This window comes from Rhodococcus sp. D-6 (genome assembly GCF_040256695.1).
GTDB lineage: Bacteria > Actinomycetota > Actinomycetes > Mycobacteriales > Mycobacteriaceae > Rhodococcus > Rhodococcus pyridinivorans.
On the sequence record NZ_CP132970.1, the window covers coordinates 560672 to 576900 of the forward strand.

Annotated in this window: 16 protein-coding genes; 9 read left to right on the forward strand and 7 right to left on the reverse strand. The window is 69.2% G+C overall.

All coding sequences use genetic code 11. From position 1 onward, the window contains the following. Positions 1-69 precede the first annotated feature (69 nt). The 3 genes from RBB84_RS02805 to RBB84_RS02815 all read right to left on the reverse strand — a co-directional run bounded on the left by RBB84_RS02805 (position 70) and on the right by RBB84_RS02815 (position 2892). Entirely contained in the window at positions 70-999 is a 930-nt protein-coding gene (locus tag RBB84_RS02805) for a hypothetical protein (protein WP_064255848.1), read from the reverse strand. A 104-nt stretch (positions 1000-1103) separates the two neighbouring features. Next, positions 1104-1625 carry a DUF1003 domain-containing protein gene (locus RBB84_RS02810; RefSeq protein ID WP_064255847.1) on the reverse strand — a complete coding sequence of 174 codons (522 nt, stop codon included), beginning with the start codon at positions 1623-1625 and terminating at the stop codon, positions 1104-1106. Further along, entirely contained in the window at positions 1618-2892 is a 1275-nt protein-coding gene (locus tag RBB84_RS02815) for a CBS domain-containing protein (protein WP_006554297.1), read from the reverse strand. The genes RBB84_RS02810 and RBB84_RS02815 overlap by 8 nt, the downstream gene beginning before the upstream one ends. Positions 2893-2950: 58 nt before the next feature. Here RBB84_RS02815 and RBB84_RS02820 point away from each other — a divergent pair, with 58 nt between their 5' ends. From RBB84_RS02820 to RBB84_RS02830, 3 genes are all read left to right on the forward strand, one after another. Then, a complete protein-coding gene (locus tag RBB84_RS02820; protein ID WP_006554298.1) occupies positions 2951-3910 on the forward strand; it encodes a CoA ester lyase in 960 nt (319 codons plus the stop codon). A 121-nt stretch (positions 3911-4031) separates the two neighbouring features. Next, entirely contained in the window at positions 4032-4517 is a 486-nt protein-coding gene (locus RBB84_RS02825) for a general stress protein (protein WP_006554299.1), read from the forward strand. A gap of 72 nt (positions 4518-4589) precedes the next feature. After that, positions 4590-5468: a hypothetical protein gene (locus RBB84_RS02830; RefSeq protein ID WP_064255846.1), complete on the forward strand. Its 879-nt coding sequence runs from the start codon at positions 4590-4592 to the stop codon at positions 5466-5468. Between the two features lie 4 nt (positions 5469-5472). Here the strand turns inward: RBB84_RS02830 and RBB84_RS02835 are convergent, their stop codons facing one another. Then, positions 5473-5913, reverse strand: coding sequence for a protein-tyrosine phosphatase family protein (locus RBB84_RS02835; RefSeq protein WP_024103447.1), 441 nt, complete (start codon positions 5911-5913; stop codon positions 5473-5475). 87 nt (positions 5914-6000) lie between these two features. On the opposite strand from RBB84_RS02835, the gene RBB84_RS02840 reads away from it, so the two are divergent. The 5 genes from RBB84_RS02840 (at position 6001) to ugpC (ending at position 11652) form a co-directional block, all read left to right on the forward strand. Next, a complete protein-coding gene (locus RBB84_RS02840) occupies positions 6001-7230 on the forward strand; it encodes a GNAT family N-acetyltransferase (protein ID WP_064255845.1) in 1230 nt (409 codons plus the stop codon). 114 nt (positions 7231-7344) lie between these two features. Then, positions 7345-8703: an ABC transporter substrate-binding protein gene (locus RBB84_RS02845; RefSeq protein WP_064255844.1), complete on the forward strand. Its 1359-nt coding sequence runs from the start codon at positions 7345-7347 to the stop codon at positions 8701-8703. Between the two features lie 65 nt (positions 8704-8768). Further along, positions 8769-9650 carry a sugar ABC transporter permease gene (locus RBB84_RS02850; RefSeq protein WP_095092079.1) on the forward strand — a complete coding sequence of 294 codons (882 nt, stop codon included), beginning with the start codon at positions 8769-8771 and terminating at the stop codon, positions 9648-9650. Continuing rightward, positions 9650-10480 carry a carbohydrate ABC transporter permease gene (locus tag RBB84_RS02855; RefSeq protein WP_006554305.1) on the forward strand — a complete coding sequence of 277 codons (831 nt, stop codon included), beginning with the start codon at positions 9650-9652 and terminating at the stop codon, positions 10478-10480. The genes RBB84_RS02850 and RBB84_RS02855 overlap by 1 nt, the downstream gene beginning before the upstream one ends. Positions 10481-10485: 5 nt before the next feature. Then, the gene (ugpC, locus tag RBB84_RS02860; RefSeq protein ID WP_024103451.1) at positions 10486-11652 is read left to right on the forward strand and encodes a sn-glycerol-3-phosphate ABC transporter ATP-binding protein UgpC; all 1167 of its coding nucleotides are present in this window, start codon (positions 10486-10488) and stop codon (positions 11650-11652) included. A 56-nt stretch (positions 11653-11708) separates the two neighbouring features. On the opposite strand, the gene RBB84_RS02865 is transcribed toward ugpC, so the two are convergent. Continuing rightward, entirely contained in the window at positions 11709-12554 is an 846-nt protein-coding gene (locus RBB84_RS02865) for a hypothetical protein (protein ID WP_024103452.1), read from the reverse strand. Positions 12555-12628: 74 nt separating this feature from the next. On the opposite strand from RBB84_RS02865, the gene RBB84_RS02870 reads away from it, so the two are divergent. Beyond that, complete coding sequence (locus RBB84_RS02870) at positions 12629-13219, forward strand: suppressor of fused domain protein (RefSeq protein WP_024103453.1); 591 nt, start codon at positions 12629-12631, stop codon at positions 13217-13219. A 52-nt stretch (positions 13220-13271) separates the two neighbouring features. Here the strand turns inward: RBB84_RS02870 and RBB84_RS02875 are convergent, their stop codons facing one another. Together RBB84_RS02875 and RBB84_RS02880 are read right to left on the reverse strand one after the other, a co-directional pair. After that, complete coding sequence (locus RBB84_RS02875; RefSeq protein WP_064255843.1) at positions 13272-15080, reverse strand: hypothetical protein; 1809 nt, start codon at positions 15078-15080, stop codon at positions 13272-13274. Next, a complete protein-coding gene (locus RBB84_RS02880; protein WP_064255899.1) occupies positions 15077-16132 on the reverse strand; it encodes a magnesium and cobalt transport protein CorA in 1056 nt (351 codons plus the stop codon). The genes RBB84_RS02875 and RBB84_RS02880 overlap by 4 nt, the downstream gene beginning before the upstream one ends. Positions 16133-16229: the final 97 nt, after the last annotated feature.

A 16229-nucleotide genomic window follows, 5' to 3' on the forward strand; every position in this document is an offset into this window, starting at 1 on the left:
GGTGGGGTGAAAGAAAAAGATGACGACACGCGTGTCGCGCGTGGCGTCACCTCACGTGTGTGCCGGGAGTTATTCGCAGAAGGCGGGCACCAGGCAGGGGAGTTCGGGCAACTCCGGCATCGGCGGCGGAGCCGGGATGGTCTGTTCGGGTGCCTGCTGAGCCGGAGTGTCGGCGGGCGCTTGCTGGGCCGGCTGAGGTGTCGCCTCCGGAGCGGGCGCGGTGACCGCCGGAGCCGGCGCGGGGGCCGCGACATCCGCGGCGTTCGGAACGGGCCGCGCCGGGATCGGAGCGAGATCGGCGGGAGCCACCTCGGCGGCCTTCGAATACGCACCGGACCAGTGCCGGACATTCGCCAGATAGTCCGGTGACGGATCGACCGACGCCACCGCCCGCGCCTCCCCGTCCGGCTCGCGCAGGTTTCCGCCCTCCGCGCACATCCGGGCGCCGGCGGCCAGGGTCGCGTCGAAGATGTTCTGTGGATCGGCGGTGCCGTCCGCGTTGCCGTCCGCCGAGTACTGCTCCCACACCGCGGGGGCCAGGCGCATCGGCCCGAGCAGCCCCTCCGGGGTGACGACCGGCGCGGTCAGCGTGCCCAGGATGTCGGTGCGTCCCCCGTCCGCGTGTCCGGAGTTCAGGCGCCCGACGGCGGCGAGCAGATTCCACGGCAGGCCGCACTCGGGAGAGTCGATGGCCAGCTGCATCTCGGCCGCGCGATAGGCGTAGAAGACGAGTTCGGGGATCGCGAGCGGCCCGTCGCCGAGGGCCGCCGCACCCCCTGCCGCGGCCACGGCGTCGGGCGGAAGCTGGGTGAGCGGGTCGCTCGGGCTGCGCAGCGGTTGCGCCTCGCGCACCTCGCCGGGGAGCACGCCCACCGCCGGAGCGGCGCTCGGCTCGGTCTCGGCGGACGTCGTCTCCGCCACCACCGTCGCCGACGACGCTGTCGCCGCGAGTCCGGCAGCGACGATCACCGGCATCGCCAGCGCGACCTTCCACCGCACGCGATCACCCTCCTCCGATCGTCCGTCCGACTGATGTGACGAAGGTTACAGAAGGATGTCGGGTTGTGTGCAACCGGGCGTGCCGGACAACAGGACGGGGTCCCTCAGCGACGGGGCCCGCGGGTGCGTGGAGCGCCGGCGTCGTCCTCGTTCTCGTCGTCGATCAGCAGGGCGCGCAGATCGTCGAGTTCGCGACGCAGATAGTCGCGGGTCGCGACCTCACCCACCGCGAGTCGCAGAGCCGCGAGTTCGCGTGCCAGGAACTCGGTGTCGGCCTTGGTCTGCTCGGCGCGGGCGCGATCCTCCTCGAGCGACACGCGGTCGCGGTTCTCCTGCCGGTTCTGCGCCAGCAGGATCAACGGCGCCGCATAGGCGGCCTGCGTCGAGAAGGCCAGGTTGAGAAGGATGAAGGGATAGGGATCCCACTGCAGTCCGACCGCGGCGATGTTGAGGGCGATCCACACGATGACGACGATCGTCTGGATGGCGAGATAACGGCCCGTTCCGAGGAACCGGGCGATCGACTCGCTGACCCGGCCCACCGCCTCGGCGTCGAAGTTGAAGCGGAACCTCGACGCCTGTGGGGTCTCGAGGCGCGAGCGGCCCTGCGTGCTGCGGTCACTCATCCTCGATGTCCTCCTCGCGCCAGTCCTCCGGCAGCAGATGGTCGAGCACGTCGTCGACGCTCACCGCGCCGAGCAGGTGCCCCTCGTCGTCCACCACCGGACCGCAGACCAGGTTGTACGTCGCGAAGTACCGGGTGACGGTGGTCAGGGCGTCGTCGGGGGCCAGGCGCGGCAGGTCGTCGTCGACGACCCCTCCCACCAGGCTCGCAGGCGGTTCCCGGAGCAATCGTTGCAGATGGACACAGCCGAGGTACTTGCCGGTGGGTGTCGCGGTGGGCGGCCGCACGACGAAGACCATCGACGCCAGGGCCGGACTCAGATCCGGATTGCGGGCGCGGGCGAGCGCTTCGGCCACCGTGGTCGCCGGCGTCAGCACGACCGGCTCGGGGGTCATCAGACCGCCGGCGGTGTCGGGGGAGTGCTCGAGCAGGCGGCGCACCGGCTCGGAGTCCTCGGGGTCCATGCGTTGCAGGAACGACTCGGCGTCCGTTGCGGGCAGCTCACCGAGGAGGTCGGCGACGTCGTCGGGATCCATCGCCTCGAGCACCGCGACCGCCCGGTCGAGGCCGAGCTGGGTGAGCAGGTCGGTCTGGTCGTCGGAGGGTAGCTCCTGCACGATGTCGGCGAGGCGTTCGTCGTCGAGCGCCGCGGCGACCTCGGTGCGTCTCTTGATCGGCAGGTCGCGCAGGGCGTTCGCGACGTCCGGCGGGCGCATGTCCTCGAACTGCAGGAGCAACTGCGCGACACCCTGTCCGGGCATCGACAGTGCCTGCTGGGTGAGTCCGTGCACGTGCGGCCATTCCACGATGTGGATGGGGGAGCGGCGCGCGAGCCGGCCGCGATGGCGACGCACCGCCACGCGGGCGACGACCCAGTCGCGGGTGCGCATGAGCTCGAGCCCCAGATCCACCACGACGGCGTCGACACCCATCAGGTCCGGCAGCTCCGGGTCGTCGACGCGCACACGCGAATCGAGGACCTGACCGAGGGCGAGCACTTCCGAGGGCCGTTGGGTGAACCGGCGCAGACTGACGTTGCCGGTGACGAGGGTGACCGCACCGGGTTCGATCGCTGTCACGCGCAGCATCGGGACGAAGATCCGCTTGCGGGTGGGCAGTTCGACGACGAGCCCCAGCGCACGAGGAGGCTGACGCCCCACTCGTATGGTCAGCACGACATCGCGGACGCGGCCGATGGACTCGCCGTCGGGGCCGAGAACGACCAGTCCGGCCAGCCGCGCGACGAAGACCTTGCTCACTGCTGCCATGATTGCCAGGCTAGAGCGTGCCCACGCTGTTCCCGGAACTCGGAGGTCTGGTCAGGTCATGTCGTTTTCGTTCAGGCCCCGAAGATCGGTACTCGCGGTTCCCGGCAGCAGCCGGAAGATGATCGACAAGGCCAAGGGCCTTCCCGCCGACGAGATCTTCCTCGATCTCGAGGACGCGGTGTCGCCGCTGGCCAAGGAGCAGGCCCGCAGCACCATCGTCGAAGCTCTGAACGAGGACGGCTGGGGCGACCAGATCAAGGTCGTGCGCGTCAACGACTGGACCACGGACGCGACCTATCTCGACGTCGCCACGGTCGTCGGTGGTGCCGGCGCCAATCTCGACGCGATCCTGCTGCCGAAGGTGCCCGACGCGAGCCACGTGAAGGCGCTCGACCTGCTCCTCACGCAGGTCGAGAAGGCCCACGGTCTCGAGGCGGGACGGATCGGTATCGAACCGCAGATCGAGAACGCCATCGGGTTGACGAACATCAACGAGATCGCGACGGCGAGCCCGCGCGTGCAGACACTCGTGTTCGGTCCGGCAGACTTCATGGCGAGCATCAACATGCGCACCCTCGTCGTCGGTGAGCAGCCCGAGGGTTACGACGTCGGCGACGCCTACCACCACATCCTCATGACGATCCTCATGGCCGCGCGTGCGCACGGGCTGCAGGCCATCGACGGTCCCTACCTCCAGATCCGCGACGTCGACGCCTTCCGCCGGTCGGCGCAGCGCACCGCCGCCCTGGGCTTCGACGGCAAGTGGGTGCTGCACCCGAGCCAGATCGACGCGGCCAACGAGGTCTTCAGCCCCCGGCAGGAGGACTACGACAAGGCCGAGATGATCCTCGACGCCTACGAGTGGCACACCTCGGCCGAGGGCGGCGCCCGCGGTGCCGCGATGCTCGGCGACGAGATGATCGACGAGGCGAGCCGGAAGATGGCCCTCGTGATCTCCGCGAAGGGCCGGGCCGCGGGGTTGCAGCGCACCCAGAAGTTCGAGCCGCCGGCCTCCTGACGGGAACGACCAGGAAAAAGAACATATCGGGCGAACCGTCGCGGCGTGCCGGTCCCCGTCGAGGCAGAATGGAGACCGGCGCCGCGACCGTCGGCGCGCATCGCGAAGGAGCCGAAACGACATGACGAATCCCCTCGGACCCGGTCGCCAGGTACCCGGTCTGCCGACACCTCCCACGGGCTGGCCCGTCGGTTCGTACCCGACCTACGCCGAGGCGCAACGGGCGGTCGACCACCTGGCCGATCAGAACTTCTCCGTCGAGGACGTCACCATCGTCGGTGTCGATCTCATGCAGGTCGAACGGGTCACCGGTCGGCTCACGTGGCCGAAGGTGATCGGCGGCGGCATCGTCTCGGGCGCATGGCTCGGCGTGTTCTTCGGTCTCCTGCTCGGCATCTTCTCCACCGACTTCCTCGGCCCGCTGCTCGTCGGCCTCGTCGGCGGCATCATCTTCGGCCTCATCTCGGCGAGCATCCCGTACGCCGCGACCCGCGGTCAGCGCGACTTCTCGTCCACCATGCAGCTCGTCGCCGGCCGCTACGACGTGCTGTGCCAGCCGCCCACCGCCGAGAAGGCGCGCGACATCCTCGCCAAGCTCGCCATCTGATCGTCTCGCCGTCGCGCGTTCGCCGAGAACGGCACTCGTCGTGATCGGCCTCGCGCCACTACTGTCGATCCCATGCCCGACCTCGATTCGGTGGCCGATGCCCTCTACGGCCTCGACCCAGGAGACTTCGTGGCGGCCCGCTCCGAATTCGCGGCGCAGGCACGCGAAGCGGGCGACCGCGAGCTGACGGCGGCCATCGGCAGACTGCGCAAACCGACGGTCGCGGCCTGGATGGTCAACCTGCTCGCCCGCGAACGGGCCGACGAACTCGCGGCGTTGCTCGACATCGGATCCGCCCTGCGCACCGCGCAACGACGACTGTCCGGCAGCGAGATGCGGAAACTGTCGGAGCAGCGTCGCCGGGTGGTCGCCGCGCTCGAGCGCGACGCGGGTCGGCTCGCCGCCGACCGCGGCCGCACCGTCTCGGAGAGCGCACTGCGAGAGGTGGGGCGCACCCTCAACGCCGCGTTGTCGGATCCCGACATCGGGGAGCAGGTCCGGCAGGGCCGGCTCGACGCGATCGTCGAGTCCGACGGTTTCGGCGACCTGTCGGCCATGCCGCTCACCGTCGTCCGCGGAGGGTCGGAGGAGGACGACGAGGACGACCGGACGGCAGCGGACAAGTCTGCACGCAAGAGCAAGGGCGAGCGCGAACCCACGGAGCGCGAGAAGGCGGACCAGGCGGCTCGCGAGGCGGAGATCGACGAGGCCGCTGCCGCTCTCGACTCGGCGCACAGCGCGGCCGAGGAAGCGCGCGAAGCCGCGTCGGCGGCAGAGCAAGAGCTGGCCCGTCACGAGGAGGAGGTCGCCGAGCTGCGGGCGAAGCTCGAACACGCAGAGCAGCAACGCACCTTCGCGCGCCGCGCCGCCGCCGAGGCGAAGAAGCGGGTGGTCGCCGCCGAACGTGCCGTCTCGGCCGCCGAGGTCGACCTCGCCCGGACGAAGAACTGAGCTGTCAGGTATGCGCCTTCGCGTGCGCGACGAATTTGCGCTGCCAGGGCGTCTCGACCGCGCGCGGATGGTAGTGCCGCCGAACGAAGTCGACCGCCTCCTCCGGGGAGAGCCCGTCGAGGACGGCGAGGCACGCCAGTGCGGTGCCGGTGCGGCCGCGTCCACGCCCGCACGCGATCTCCACCCGCTGTCTTCCCGCGCGGATCCACGCCTCGTACAGGATGGCGAGAGCGTCCTCCGGGTCGCGTGGCGTGCGGAAGTCGGGCCAGTGGATCCACCGCGACTCCCACTCGAACGGTGCTGCCGGGGGGCGGCCGAGGAGATACACCCCGAAGTCGGGAAACGGCTCGTCGAACACCGGTCTGCGCATCCCGCGTCCCCGCACGAGTCGGCCGGAGGGCAGCTGCAGCACCCCGGTGTCTGCTGGATCCCACTCGCGTCGCACGCTGGGAACCTACCCGCCCGGAGCCGGTGTACCGAACGTCACGGCCGTTCACCCGCGGTGCAAGTTCGCGGTCGATAGTGTCGTTCCATGGGTGAGCGAACGGAACCGGAGATCAGAGTTCTGGAGTCGGAAGCCGAACTGCGGGAGGCGTCCGCGCTGTTCCGCACGGCGATGGTGGGTCTGCCCTCGTGGCCCGAGGTTCCCGACGGGACGGTGAGCCGCTACCTCGAGGCCGGCCGCACGTGGGGTGCTTTCCTCGACGGCATGCTCGTCGGGACAGTCGACGCCACGAGCGGAAATCTCACCCTGCCCGGCGGCGCCCGGGTGCCGCACGCGGCGGTCACCCACATCGGTGTGCTGCCCACCCACACGCGTCGCGGCGTGATCTCCGGACTCGTGCACCGGCAGTTGAGCGACGCGCGCGACCGCGGTGAGATCCTCGCGACGCTGCGTGCCTCCGAAGCGACCATCTACGGCCGGTTCGGCTACGGCGTCGCCTCGACTTCGGTGTCCGTCGACGTCGACGTGCGTGGTGCCGCACTGCGTCCCGACGTGCCCGAGTCCGGAGCGCTGCGTCTGCTGACCTATCCGGATGCGTGGGACGTGCTGGCGCAGATCCATTCCCGTCATCTGCCGCCGCGCCCCGGCATGATCGATCGGTCGGAGTACTGGTGGAACTCACGCCGGTGGCGGGCCGACTCGCTCACCGATCCGATGTACGTGGCGGTGCACGGCGAACCGGGACAGGAGGACGGTTTCGTCCGGTACCACCCCGTCGACACGCAGGGGTGGTTCACCAGTCGCAACCGCACCGTCGTGGTCGACGACTTCTTCGCCCCCTCGCCCGCGGCGTACGCCGGCCTGATCCGGTTCCTGCTCGACCTCGACCTGGTCGACACCTTGCGGTTCGCGGCACTTCCGCAGGACGACCAACTCCCGCTCATGCTCGGCGACGCGCGTGCCGTGCACTTCCGCTCGGTCTCGGACGAGACGTGGTTGCGCATCCTCGACCTCGATAGGGCGCTGTCGGCGCGGAGTTACCGAGGCTTCGGCTCGGTGACCGTGGAGGTGACCGATCCGGTGCTGACCGACAACGCCGGTGTCTTCGAGATCTCCGCCGACGGCGTGGCGCGCACCGCGGGACCGGCCGACCTGACGATCGACATCGCCGACCTCGGTGCGCTCCTGCTCGGCCGGCAGGGCTGGCACCGGATGGTCGACGCGGGGCGCGCCCGGGTGCACCGGCCCGAGGCCGTCGACACCGCTGACCTGCTGTTCTCCTGGACCCAGGCGCCCTTCTCGGGGACCTCCTTCTGACCTCGTCGTCGTGCCGATTCCGTTCCGGATGTACGCCCTGCTCGTTTTGCTACGGCTGGCCGGTACGGGCGTTATCGTCGGATCACGAGGTCCCCGATGCGAGCGGAGTCACGCATGAGACGGTCGGGCAAGAGCCGGCGGACGAGCCGAGCGGTCACAGCTTCCGCGGCTGCTGTGCTCTTGGCGTCGGGGCTGGCCGCGTGCGGCAGCGACGACGAGGGTGTCGTCCTGTCCTTCTACACGGCCGCCGACGGTGCCGAGCAGTACGCGCAGGCCGCGGAGGTGTGCACCGCGGAGGCGGGCGGCCGATATCGCGTGCAGCAGAGGACACTTCCGAAGAACGCCGACGACCAGCGACTGCAGTTGGCGCGGCGGCTGACGGGTAACGACCCGGGGCTCGACCTCATGACCCTCGACGTCGTGTGGACGGCCGAGTTCGCCGAGGCCGGGTGGGCGCTGCCGCTGCCCGACGATGTTGCAGCCGCGGTCTCCGAGGGCACCCTCGAAGGTCCCCTCGAATCGGCGACCTGGCAGGACCGGCTGTACGCCGCACCGCTCAACACCAACACCCAGTTGCTCTGGTACCGAAAGGATCTCATGCCGGACGGGCAACCTCCGGAGACCTGGGACGAGATGATCGAGATTGCGAGCGGCCTCGCCGAGGAGGGCCGGCCGTCGTGGATCGGTGTGCAGGGCCGGCAGTACGAGGGGCTGATGGTGTGGTTCAACACCTTGCTCTCGAGCGCCGGAGGCTCGGTGGTGGGGGAGGACGGTGTCACCGTCACCCTCACCGACAACGACGCGGCGGTGACCGCGCTCGACATCATGAAGCGCGTTGCGACCGCGCCCGGCGCCGATCCCTCCCTGAACCAGGCCGACGAGGCGGCCGTCCGTCTCGGTATGGAGAGCGGGCGCACCGCGTTCCAGGTCAACTGGCCGTTCGTCCTGCCGGGCATCATGGAGAACGAGGGGGCCCTGCCCTTCATCGACGAGAACGGCAATGTCACCTCGGAGAACACCGGCAACACGGTCCTCACCGTCGACGGTGAGCAGAATTTCCTTCCCGCGCCGTACCCCTCGGTGATCCCCGGCGAGCCCGCCCAGGTCACCATCGGCGGGTTCAACATCGCCGTCGCCCGCACGAGCACCCACCCGGATCTCGCGTTCGAAGCGATGCAGTGCCTGCGCAACGAGGAGAACCAGCGCAACAACGCCATCGGTGGCGGCGTGCCGCCGACGCGCGCGGCGCTGTACGACGACCCCGATTTCCAGGAGGCCTATCCGGCCTGGCGTGAGGTCCGCGCCGGTCTCGAGAACGCCGCGGTGCGTCCCGCTTCACCGGCCTACCAGAGCATTTCGACACTGGTGACGGCCACCCTCAACCCGGTCGACCAGATCGATCCGCCCCGCACCGTCGAGGAACTCGCCGAGCAGGTGCGAAAGGCGGTCAATTCGGAAGGACTGATCCCGTGACCGCCGTCGAATCGACACCGACCGACGAGACCCCGAAGGAACCGTCCACGAAGACGAAAGCAGCGCTGTCCGAGGGGAAGAAGGCCGAACGGCGACTCGGTCTGCTGCTCGTCGCACCCGCCGCGATCGTGATGCTCGCCGTCACGGCCTATCCGGTGGGATACGCCGTCTGGCTCAGTCTGCAGCGTTACGATCTGCGCTTCCCCGACGAACGGCGCTTCGTCGGACTGTCGAACTATGTCGCGGTGCTCAGCGACGGATTCTGGTGGCAGGCCTTCATCGTCACCTCGCTCGTCACCCTGGTCTCCGTCGCGATCGAGTTCGTGCTCGGCCTTGCGATCGCACTCGTCATGCACCGCACCATCGTCGGCAAGGGCATCGTGCGCACGGTGGTGCTGATCCCGTACGGCATCGTCACCGTCGCCGCCGCCTACAGCTGGTACTACGCGTGGACCCCGGGCACGGGCTATCTCGCGAACCTGCTGCCCGACGGCAGCGCCCCGCTCACCGACCAGATCCCGTCCCTGGCGATCATCGTGCTCGCCGAGGTGTGGAAGACCACGCCGTTCATGGCACTGCTGCTCCTCGCCGGCCTCGCACTCGTCCCCGACGATCTGCTCAAGGCGGCGCAGGTCGACGGCGCCGGAGCGTGGACACGTCTGGTGCGGATCATCGTGCCGCTGATGAAACCGGCGATCCTCGTCGCCCTGCTCTTCCGCACGCTCGACGCCTTCCGCATCTTCGACAACATCTACGTCCTCACCCGCGGTGCCAACGGCACCGGATCGGTGTCGATCCTCGGTTACGACAATCTGTTCCGGGCCTTCAACCTCGGCATCGGGTCGGCGATCAGCGTCCTGATCTTCCTGTGCGTCGCGATCATCGCGTTCGTGTTCATCAAGTTGTTCGGTGCATCCGCGCCCGGCTCGGACGAAGGGGGCCGATGATGGCCGAGACCAGGAAACGGACCCTGTCGTGGTCGGCGGTGAACCTGATCGTCCTGCTCTACGCACTCGTCCCGGTGCTGTGGATCGCGAGCCTGTCGTTCAAGCCGCCCGGCACCATCCAGGACGGCCGGTTCATCCCGCAGCAGTGGACGCTCGACAACTACCGCGGCATCTTCCGCACCGACGCGTTCACGAGCGCGCTGATCAACTCCATCGGCATCGGCCTGATCGCCACGGTCATCGCGGTGATCCTCGGGACGATGGCCGCCTACGCGATCGCCCGGCTCGACTTCCCCGGTAAGAAGATTCTGGTGGGCGTGGCGCTGCTCATCGCGATGTTCCCCCAGATCTCCCTCGTCAGCCCGCTGTTCGAGATCATGCGCGGCCTCGGACTGTTCGACACGTGGGCGGCGTTGATCCTGCCGTACATCACCTTCTCGCTACCGCTCGCGATCTACACCCTGTCGGCCTTCTTCAAGGAGATCCCGTGGGAACTCGAGAAGGCCGCGAAGATGGACGGCGCGACACCGGGTCAGGCGTTCCGGAAGGTCGTGGCCCCACTCGCCGCTCCCGGCATCATCACGGCGGCGATCCTGGTGTTCATCTTCTGCTGGAACGACCTGCTGTTCGCGATCTCGCTGACCTCCACCGAGCGGTCCATCACCGCGCCCGCCGCGATCGCGAACTTCACGGGTGCATCGCAGTTCGAGGAACCGACCGGCTCGATCGCGGCGGCGGCCGTCGTCATCACGATCCCGATCATCGTGTTCGTCCTGATCTTCCAACGTCGAATCGTCGCCGGACTGACCTCCGGCGCAGTGAAGGGATAACTATCGTGGCCGAGATCGTGCTCGACAAGGTGACGAAGGAATATCCGGACGGAGCGAAGGCCGTCAGCGACGTGGATCTCGAGATCGCCGACGGCGAGTTCATCATTCTCGTCGGTCCGTCCGGGTGCGGAAAATCCACGACGCTCAACATGATCGCCGGTCTCGAGGACATCTCCGACGGCGAGCTGCGCATCGCGGGTGAGCGTGTCAACGAGCGGGCACCGAAGGACCGCGACATCGCGATGGTCTTCCAGTCCTACGCGCTGTACCCGCACATGTCGGTGCGCGACAACATCGCGTTCCCGCTCACCCTCGCGAAGGTGTCCAAGGACGAGATCGCCCGCAAGGTCGACGAGGCGGCCCGGATCCTCGATCTCACACAGCATCTCGACCGCAAGCCCGCCAACCTGTCGGGCGGTCAGCGGCAACGCGTGGCCATGGGTCGTGCGATCGTGCGCAGCCCCAAGGCGTTCCTCATGGACGAGCCGCTGTCGAATCTCGACGCGAAGCTGCGCGTGCAGATGCGCACCGAGATCGCGCGCCTGCAGAAGCGTCTCGGGACCACGACGGTGTACGTCACGCACGACCAGACCGAGGCGATGACGCTCGGCGACCGCGTCGTCGTGATGCGCGGTGGGATCGTGCAGCAGGTCGGGGCGCCGCAGGAGTTGTACGACCATCCGCGGAACCTGTTCGTCGCCGGCTTCATCGGATCGCCGTCGATGAACTTCGTTCCGGGGCAGATCGAGAACGGTTCGATCCGCACCTCGTTCGGCGAGTTCCGGTTGCCCGACGAGCGGTGGGAGACCGTGCGTCGCAACAATCCGTCGCGCGAGGTGGTCGTCGGTATCCGTCCGGAGCACTTCGAGGACACCGACCTGCTCGACCCGACCCAACGGGAGACGGGCGTGACCTTCTCCGCCGAGGTCGACGTGCTCGAGTCGATGGGCTCCGACAAGTTCGCGTACTTCACGGCCGAGGGGCCGGGCGTGCACTCGAAGGACCTCGACGAACTCGCCGCCGACGCCGGTGCCGACATGTCGGCCGAATCGCTGGTCGCGCGATTGTCGGTGGAATCGCAGGCCACCAAGGGCGGGACCGTGCAGTTGTGGTTCGACAGGGCGAAGATCGCCTTGTTCGATCAGGAGACCGGCGCGAACGTCACCCTCTGACAAACCGGCTTCGGTGGATCCGACCCCGGAAAACGGGGTCGGATCCACCGAAGCCGTCAGCGGGGTGCGCGGCTACGGAGCTCGTCGACGATCTCCTCGCTCCACACGTGCCGCCGCACGAGCCGGTACCGCTCGCTCGCGATCCACAGATACACCTCGGCGTCGGTGCGTGAGCGCAACATCCCCGCTTCCCGGGCCATCGCGACGACGGGGACGAATTCCTCCTCGTACCAGCGCCGCGCGACCTCCTCGCGGGTGAGGTACTCGCCGAGATCCTGCATCAAGCGGAAACCCCACGCCTCGACGGCCTCGGCCAGTTCGGCGTATCCCCACGGGTCGGACACGCGGATCGTGTCCTGGGCCGCGCCGTGCAGGGGAACGCGGCCGAGAAACATCCTGAAGTGGTCCTTGCGCACGAGATCGGGACGGGCCCTGATTCCCTCCGCGGGCACCTTCGTGGTGATCTCGGTGACGTAGGCGTCGATGGTGCGGTCGCCCTGCGCGTAGGCGATGGACACACGGTGGTGCCCGTCCTGCACGAAATGCATCGGTCCCACCCGGTACACGGAGATCGGGGGCATGGCCTCGCCGCGCCGCCGCGCGGCCGCGATGCGTTCCCACCTGGCGCGCAGGCGTGCCGAGGTGGGGCGGAAACGGCGGTCGAAGTCGTCGGCACGGTCGACGCTGCCGACGATCGAGGCGACCTCGATGATCTGCAACCCGAGTCGCCGTTCACCGAGGCGTCCGAGGGCTGCGACGACGTCGTCGAAGGGCAGCACCGTGTTGACGTCGGCCGGTTCGCGGCGCAGCCATGCGATCAGCCGGGCGTACTCGGCGCGCCGGCGTTGCCGGGCGAAATCGTCGCCGGCATCGGAGACCGGAAAACCGGTGTCGCGAGCCACGCTTCGACGGTACCGCGCGGTGCACAGGTCCGGGTGTGAACCGCATGTGCGGGGACGGGGACTACATTGCAGGGGTGACCGACGCAGTTCTCGCCACCGTCCGCAGCCACCTCACCGAGCATCTGACCGTGCCGGGGGATCCGGAGCCGGAATCGGCGTCGGTGACCTTCCTCGGTCTCGAACCGATCGAGGTCCTCCGCTTCCGTGGTGCAGAGCTCCTGCGGTACGCCACTCTGGGGTGCTCACGGCATCCGATGGGCGATCCGACCGACATGGTGGCCGACCCGACTCGCGGGCCGCGGGCCGAACTGGTGCTCAGCCTGCGCGACAACGAGGGCGTCACCGCCGGTGTCCACCGCACCCTCGCGGTGCTCGCTGCGCTGCCCGCCGTGGAGGGCGTGGTCCTCACCGACGACGCCCTGCTCGATCTCGGGGAGCCGCTGTGGCCGGGCGCTCCGTTCACCGCGGTGTTGCTCGAGACGGCCGACGTGCCGTCGCTGGAGTTGCCCGAGCCCTCCGATCCGGTCCACTTCTTCGAGGCCCGCCCGATCACCGGTACCGAGGCGGCCTGGAAGCGGCTGAAGGGAACCGAGGCGCTGCGCGAGGCGTGGGAGGAAGCGGGCATCGACCTGAGCGACCCGCGCCGGGCGCAAGCACGTCTGTGACCGTCCCGGTTCTCACGGACCGCGCGCTCGGACGCGCCACGCTGGCCCGCCGTCACCCCCGCGGCACGACCACTCCGAGCGATCCGGCACCGAGGCACACGGTCGTGCCGGGGGTGGACGAGCGCGCCTGCAGCGCCGACCCGTCCCCGGAGACGCGGACGTACACCGTCCCGAGTCCTTCGGTGACGGGGACCGGAACGGATGCGCGGCCGGGGAAGCCGAGGTCGATCGTGCCGTCGGCGGAGGCCCGGTAGTTCACCTGCACGGTCCACTCCCAGTCGCCCGCGGGGGAATCGAGCGGCACGGCCGTGACGGCGTCGGTGGTGACGCGATGGCCGCAGTCGGGCTCGGGGCCGGGCGGGACGAGGCGCAGCGGCAGCAGGTCGGCAGGAGTGCGGTGACCGAGATCGTCGAGGACCCACAGGTCGGTCGCGTGGTCGCGGATGTCGGACCGGACGGGCAGCGCGGAGAAGACGGACCCCACCAGGTTGTGCGGGTAGGTGACGGGCAGCAGGATCCATACCGACACCGGGTGATCGAGCACGGGCTCGTCGGGCCGGGCCGTGAGCGCCGCCTTCGCCGCCCCGAGATAATCGCCCGTCGGATTGTCCGACCAGCTGCGCGCGAACGTCACGGTCGACCACAGGGAGCCGACGGTGAACACGGCCGCGCAGGTCCAGGCGGCCGCACGCACGGCACGAGGACGGGACGTCGTGCCTCGTCGCGGGGCGCGCAGGATCAGCGCCGCGGCGATCGCGACGACCACGGCGGAGTCGGCGAAGTAGCGCAGAGTGCGCGCGAGTTCGTAGGTGGTCTCCGGGCCGAAGCGGGTGCTGATCATCGCCGCGAGCGAGGCCAGGATGTAGGCGATCACAGCGAGCCACACGGGCCCGGTCCGCCGTCGCCGGCGCACCGTCCACGCTGCGGCGCCCGCGACAGCGAGCCACGCGACCACGACGAGCACGAGCGGGGGATCGGCCCAGGGCGGGCTCGGATTCCACCGCTCCCATTCCCAGGGACCCCCGAGCAGCGACGGCAACAGCCCGTAGGAGATGCCGTGATGGGTCAACCCGGCCACCATCGACCACGGCGGGATCCCGAACCGGGATTCGACGATCGTCGAGTAACAGACCGCCCACACGACCAGCACGGCCGCCGAGCCGAGCCACAACGGCCGGGCCTGCGCCCACGTGCTGCGGATCGGCCGCGTGAGTCCGTCGACGTGGTGTGCGAGGGCGACCGTCGCGAACGCGGCGAACGGAACGAGGACCGACTTCTCGAAGAACACCAGCGCCACAGCGGTGACGACGAGGGCGCTCACGATATGACGGCGCCGACCGGTCCTGCTGTACTGCAGCGCATCTCCCGCCACCCAGGCCAGTGCGGCCTGCAGCGGCAACGCGTTGAGCGCGGCCGACCACCACGCGAAGGCCGGAAGCGTCAGCGGCGTGAGGAGATAGAACAGCAACGGTCCCCACAGAGCGCGTCGCGGGCCGAGCAGCAACCAGAGCACCCGCAGCACCGCCAGCGAGGCGAGCAACTGACCGATCACGAGCGAGGCCGCCGCCGGCCACCATTCCAGCGGCGCGATCGCCGTGGCGATCCCCGCCACGAGGAAGGCGGCGGGCATCAGGTGACCGTCGTGGTCGTACCGCAGGAAGGCGTCGGACAGCAGCGGATACGACCCCGCGCGCCCGACGAGGATCAGGTCGTCCCAGTAGAACTCGCCGGTCGCGGCCACCACGGTCCGGAGGATCGTCTGCAGCAGGATCAGCGCGAGGGCGACGGCGAGCACGTGGCGCCGAGGAGATCGCGCAGCCTGCGCAGCGCGTGTCGAGGGGCGGTCGAGTTCGGTGGTCACAACCAGTTGTTGCGCCTGAAGGTGACGAACAATCCCACGGTGATCGCGACGATCGCGGAGAGCACGACGTAATAGCCGTATTGCCAATGCAGTTCGGGCATGCGATCGAAGTTCATGCCGTAGATCCCGGCGATCATCGTCGGCACGGCGGCGATCGCGACCCACGCGGAGATCTTGCGCATGTCGGTGTTCTGCTGCACGGTGACCTTCGCGATCGCCGCGTCGAGCAGCGTGCCGAGCGTCTCGTCGAAGGCCGCGATGCGGTCGGACACCGTGGTGTGGTGGTCGGCGACGTCGCGGAAGTAGCGCCGGACGTCCTTCGGGATCGGGTTGCCCGGCGCCCGGATGAGTTGCTGCAGTGGTTCGGCGAGCGGCACGACGGCGCGGCGCAACTGCACGATCTCGCGCTTGAGCATGTAGATCTGGTCGACCGCGATCCGCGTGTCGGGGGTGAACACGAGTTCCTCGATGTCGTCGACGTCGGGTTGCACGGCCGTGGTGACGGCGAGATAGGAGTCGACCACGTGGTCGGCGATCGCGTGGAGCACGGCCGCCGGACCGCGGGACAGATGATCGGGGTCGCGTTCGAGGCGCTTGCGCACGTGCGAGAGCTCGGAGTGGTCGCCGTGCCGCACGCTCACTATGAAGTCGGGGCCGGTGAACAACATGATCTCGCCGGTCTCGACGATGTCCTTGGTGGTCGTCACCGACTCGTGCTCGATGTAACTGACGGTGCGCAGCACCAGGAACAGCACGTCGTCGTAGCGCTCGAGCTTCGGGCGCTGGTGGGCGTGGACGGCGTCCTCGACCATCAGCTCATGGAGTCCGAAGGTGTGCGAGACGTTCGTCATCTGCTTCTCGTCGGGGTGGTGCAGCCCGAGCCACACGAATCCCGCACCGCGCCGACGGACCTCTGCCACCGCCTCGGTGTGGCTGTAGCGGCCGGGCAGGCGGTGCCCGTCGACGTAGACCGCGCAGTCGACCACCGCTTGCTCGGTGGGGACCGGGGGAGTGGGGCCGCGACGGGTGGCACGAGAAGGCTGGTGCGGCATGTTGTCCTTCCTCACGGCATGCCGCTGGGACGCGGCCCGGTCGCAGGCCCGCGGCGCGGGGATCGCCCGTCGACGGGGACCGGGCGGGGCAGCTCCA

Coding starts and splice junctions, on each gene's coding strand:
- RBB84_RS02810 (WP_064255847.1), bottom strand. CDS start 1,625: ATGAGTGACCGCAGCACGCAGGGCCGCTCGCGCCTCGAGACCCCACAG.
- RBB84_RS02815 (WP_006554297.1), bottom strand. CDS start 2,892: ATGGCAGCAGTGAGCAAGGTCTTCGTCGCGCGGCTGGCCGGACTGGTC.
- RBB84_RS02820 (WP_006554298.1), top strand. CDS start 2,951: ATGTCGTTTTCGTTCAGGCCCCGAAGATCGGTACTCGCGGTTCCCGGC.
- RBB84_RS02825 (WP_006554299.1), top strand. CDS start 4,032: ATGACGAATCCCCTCGGACCCGGTCGCCAGGTACCCGGTCTGCCGACA.
- RBB84_RS02830 (WP_064255846.1), top strand. CDS start 4,590: ATGCCCGACCTCGATTCGGTGGCCGATGCCCTCTACGGCCTCGACCCA.
- RBB84_RS02840 (WP_064255845.1), top strand. CDS start 6,001: ATGGGTGAGCGAACGGAACCGGAGATCAGAGTTCTGGAGTCGGAAGCC.
- RBB84_RS02845 (WP_064255844.1), top strand. CDS start 7,345: ATGAGACGGTCGGGCAAGAGCCGGCGGACGAGCCGAGCGGTCACAGCT.
- RBB84_RS02855 (WP_006554305.1), top strand. CDS start 9,650: ATGGCCGAGACCAGGAAACGGACCCTGTCGTGGTCGGCGGTGAACCTG.
- RBB84_RS02880 (WP_064255899.1), bottom strand. CDS start 16,132: ATGCCGCACCAGCCTTCTCGTGCCACCCGTCGCGGCCCCACTCCCCCG.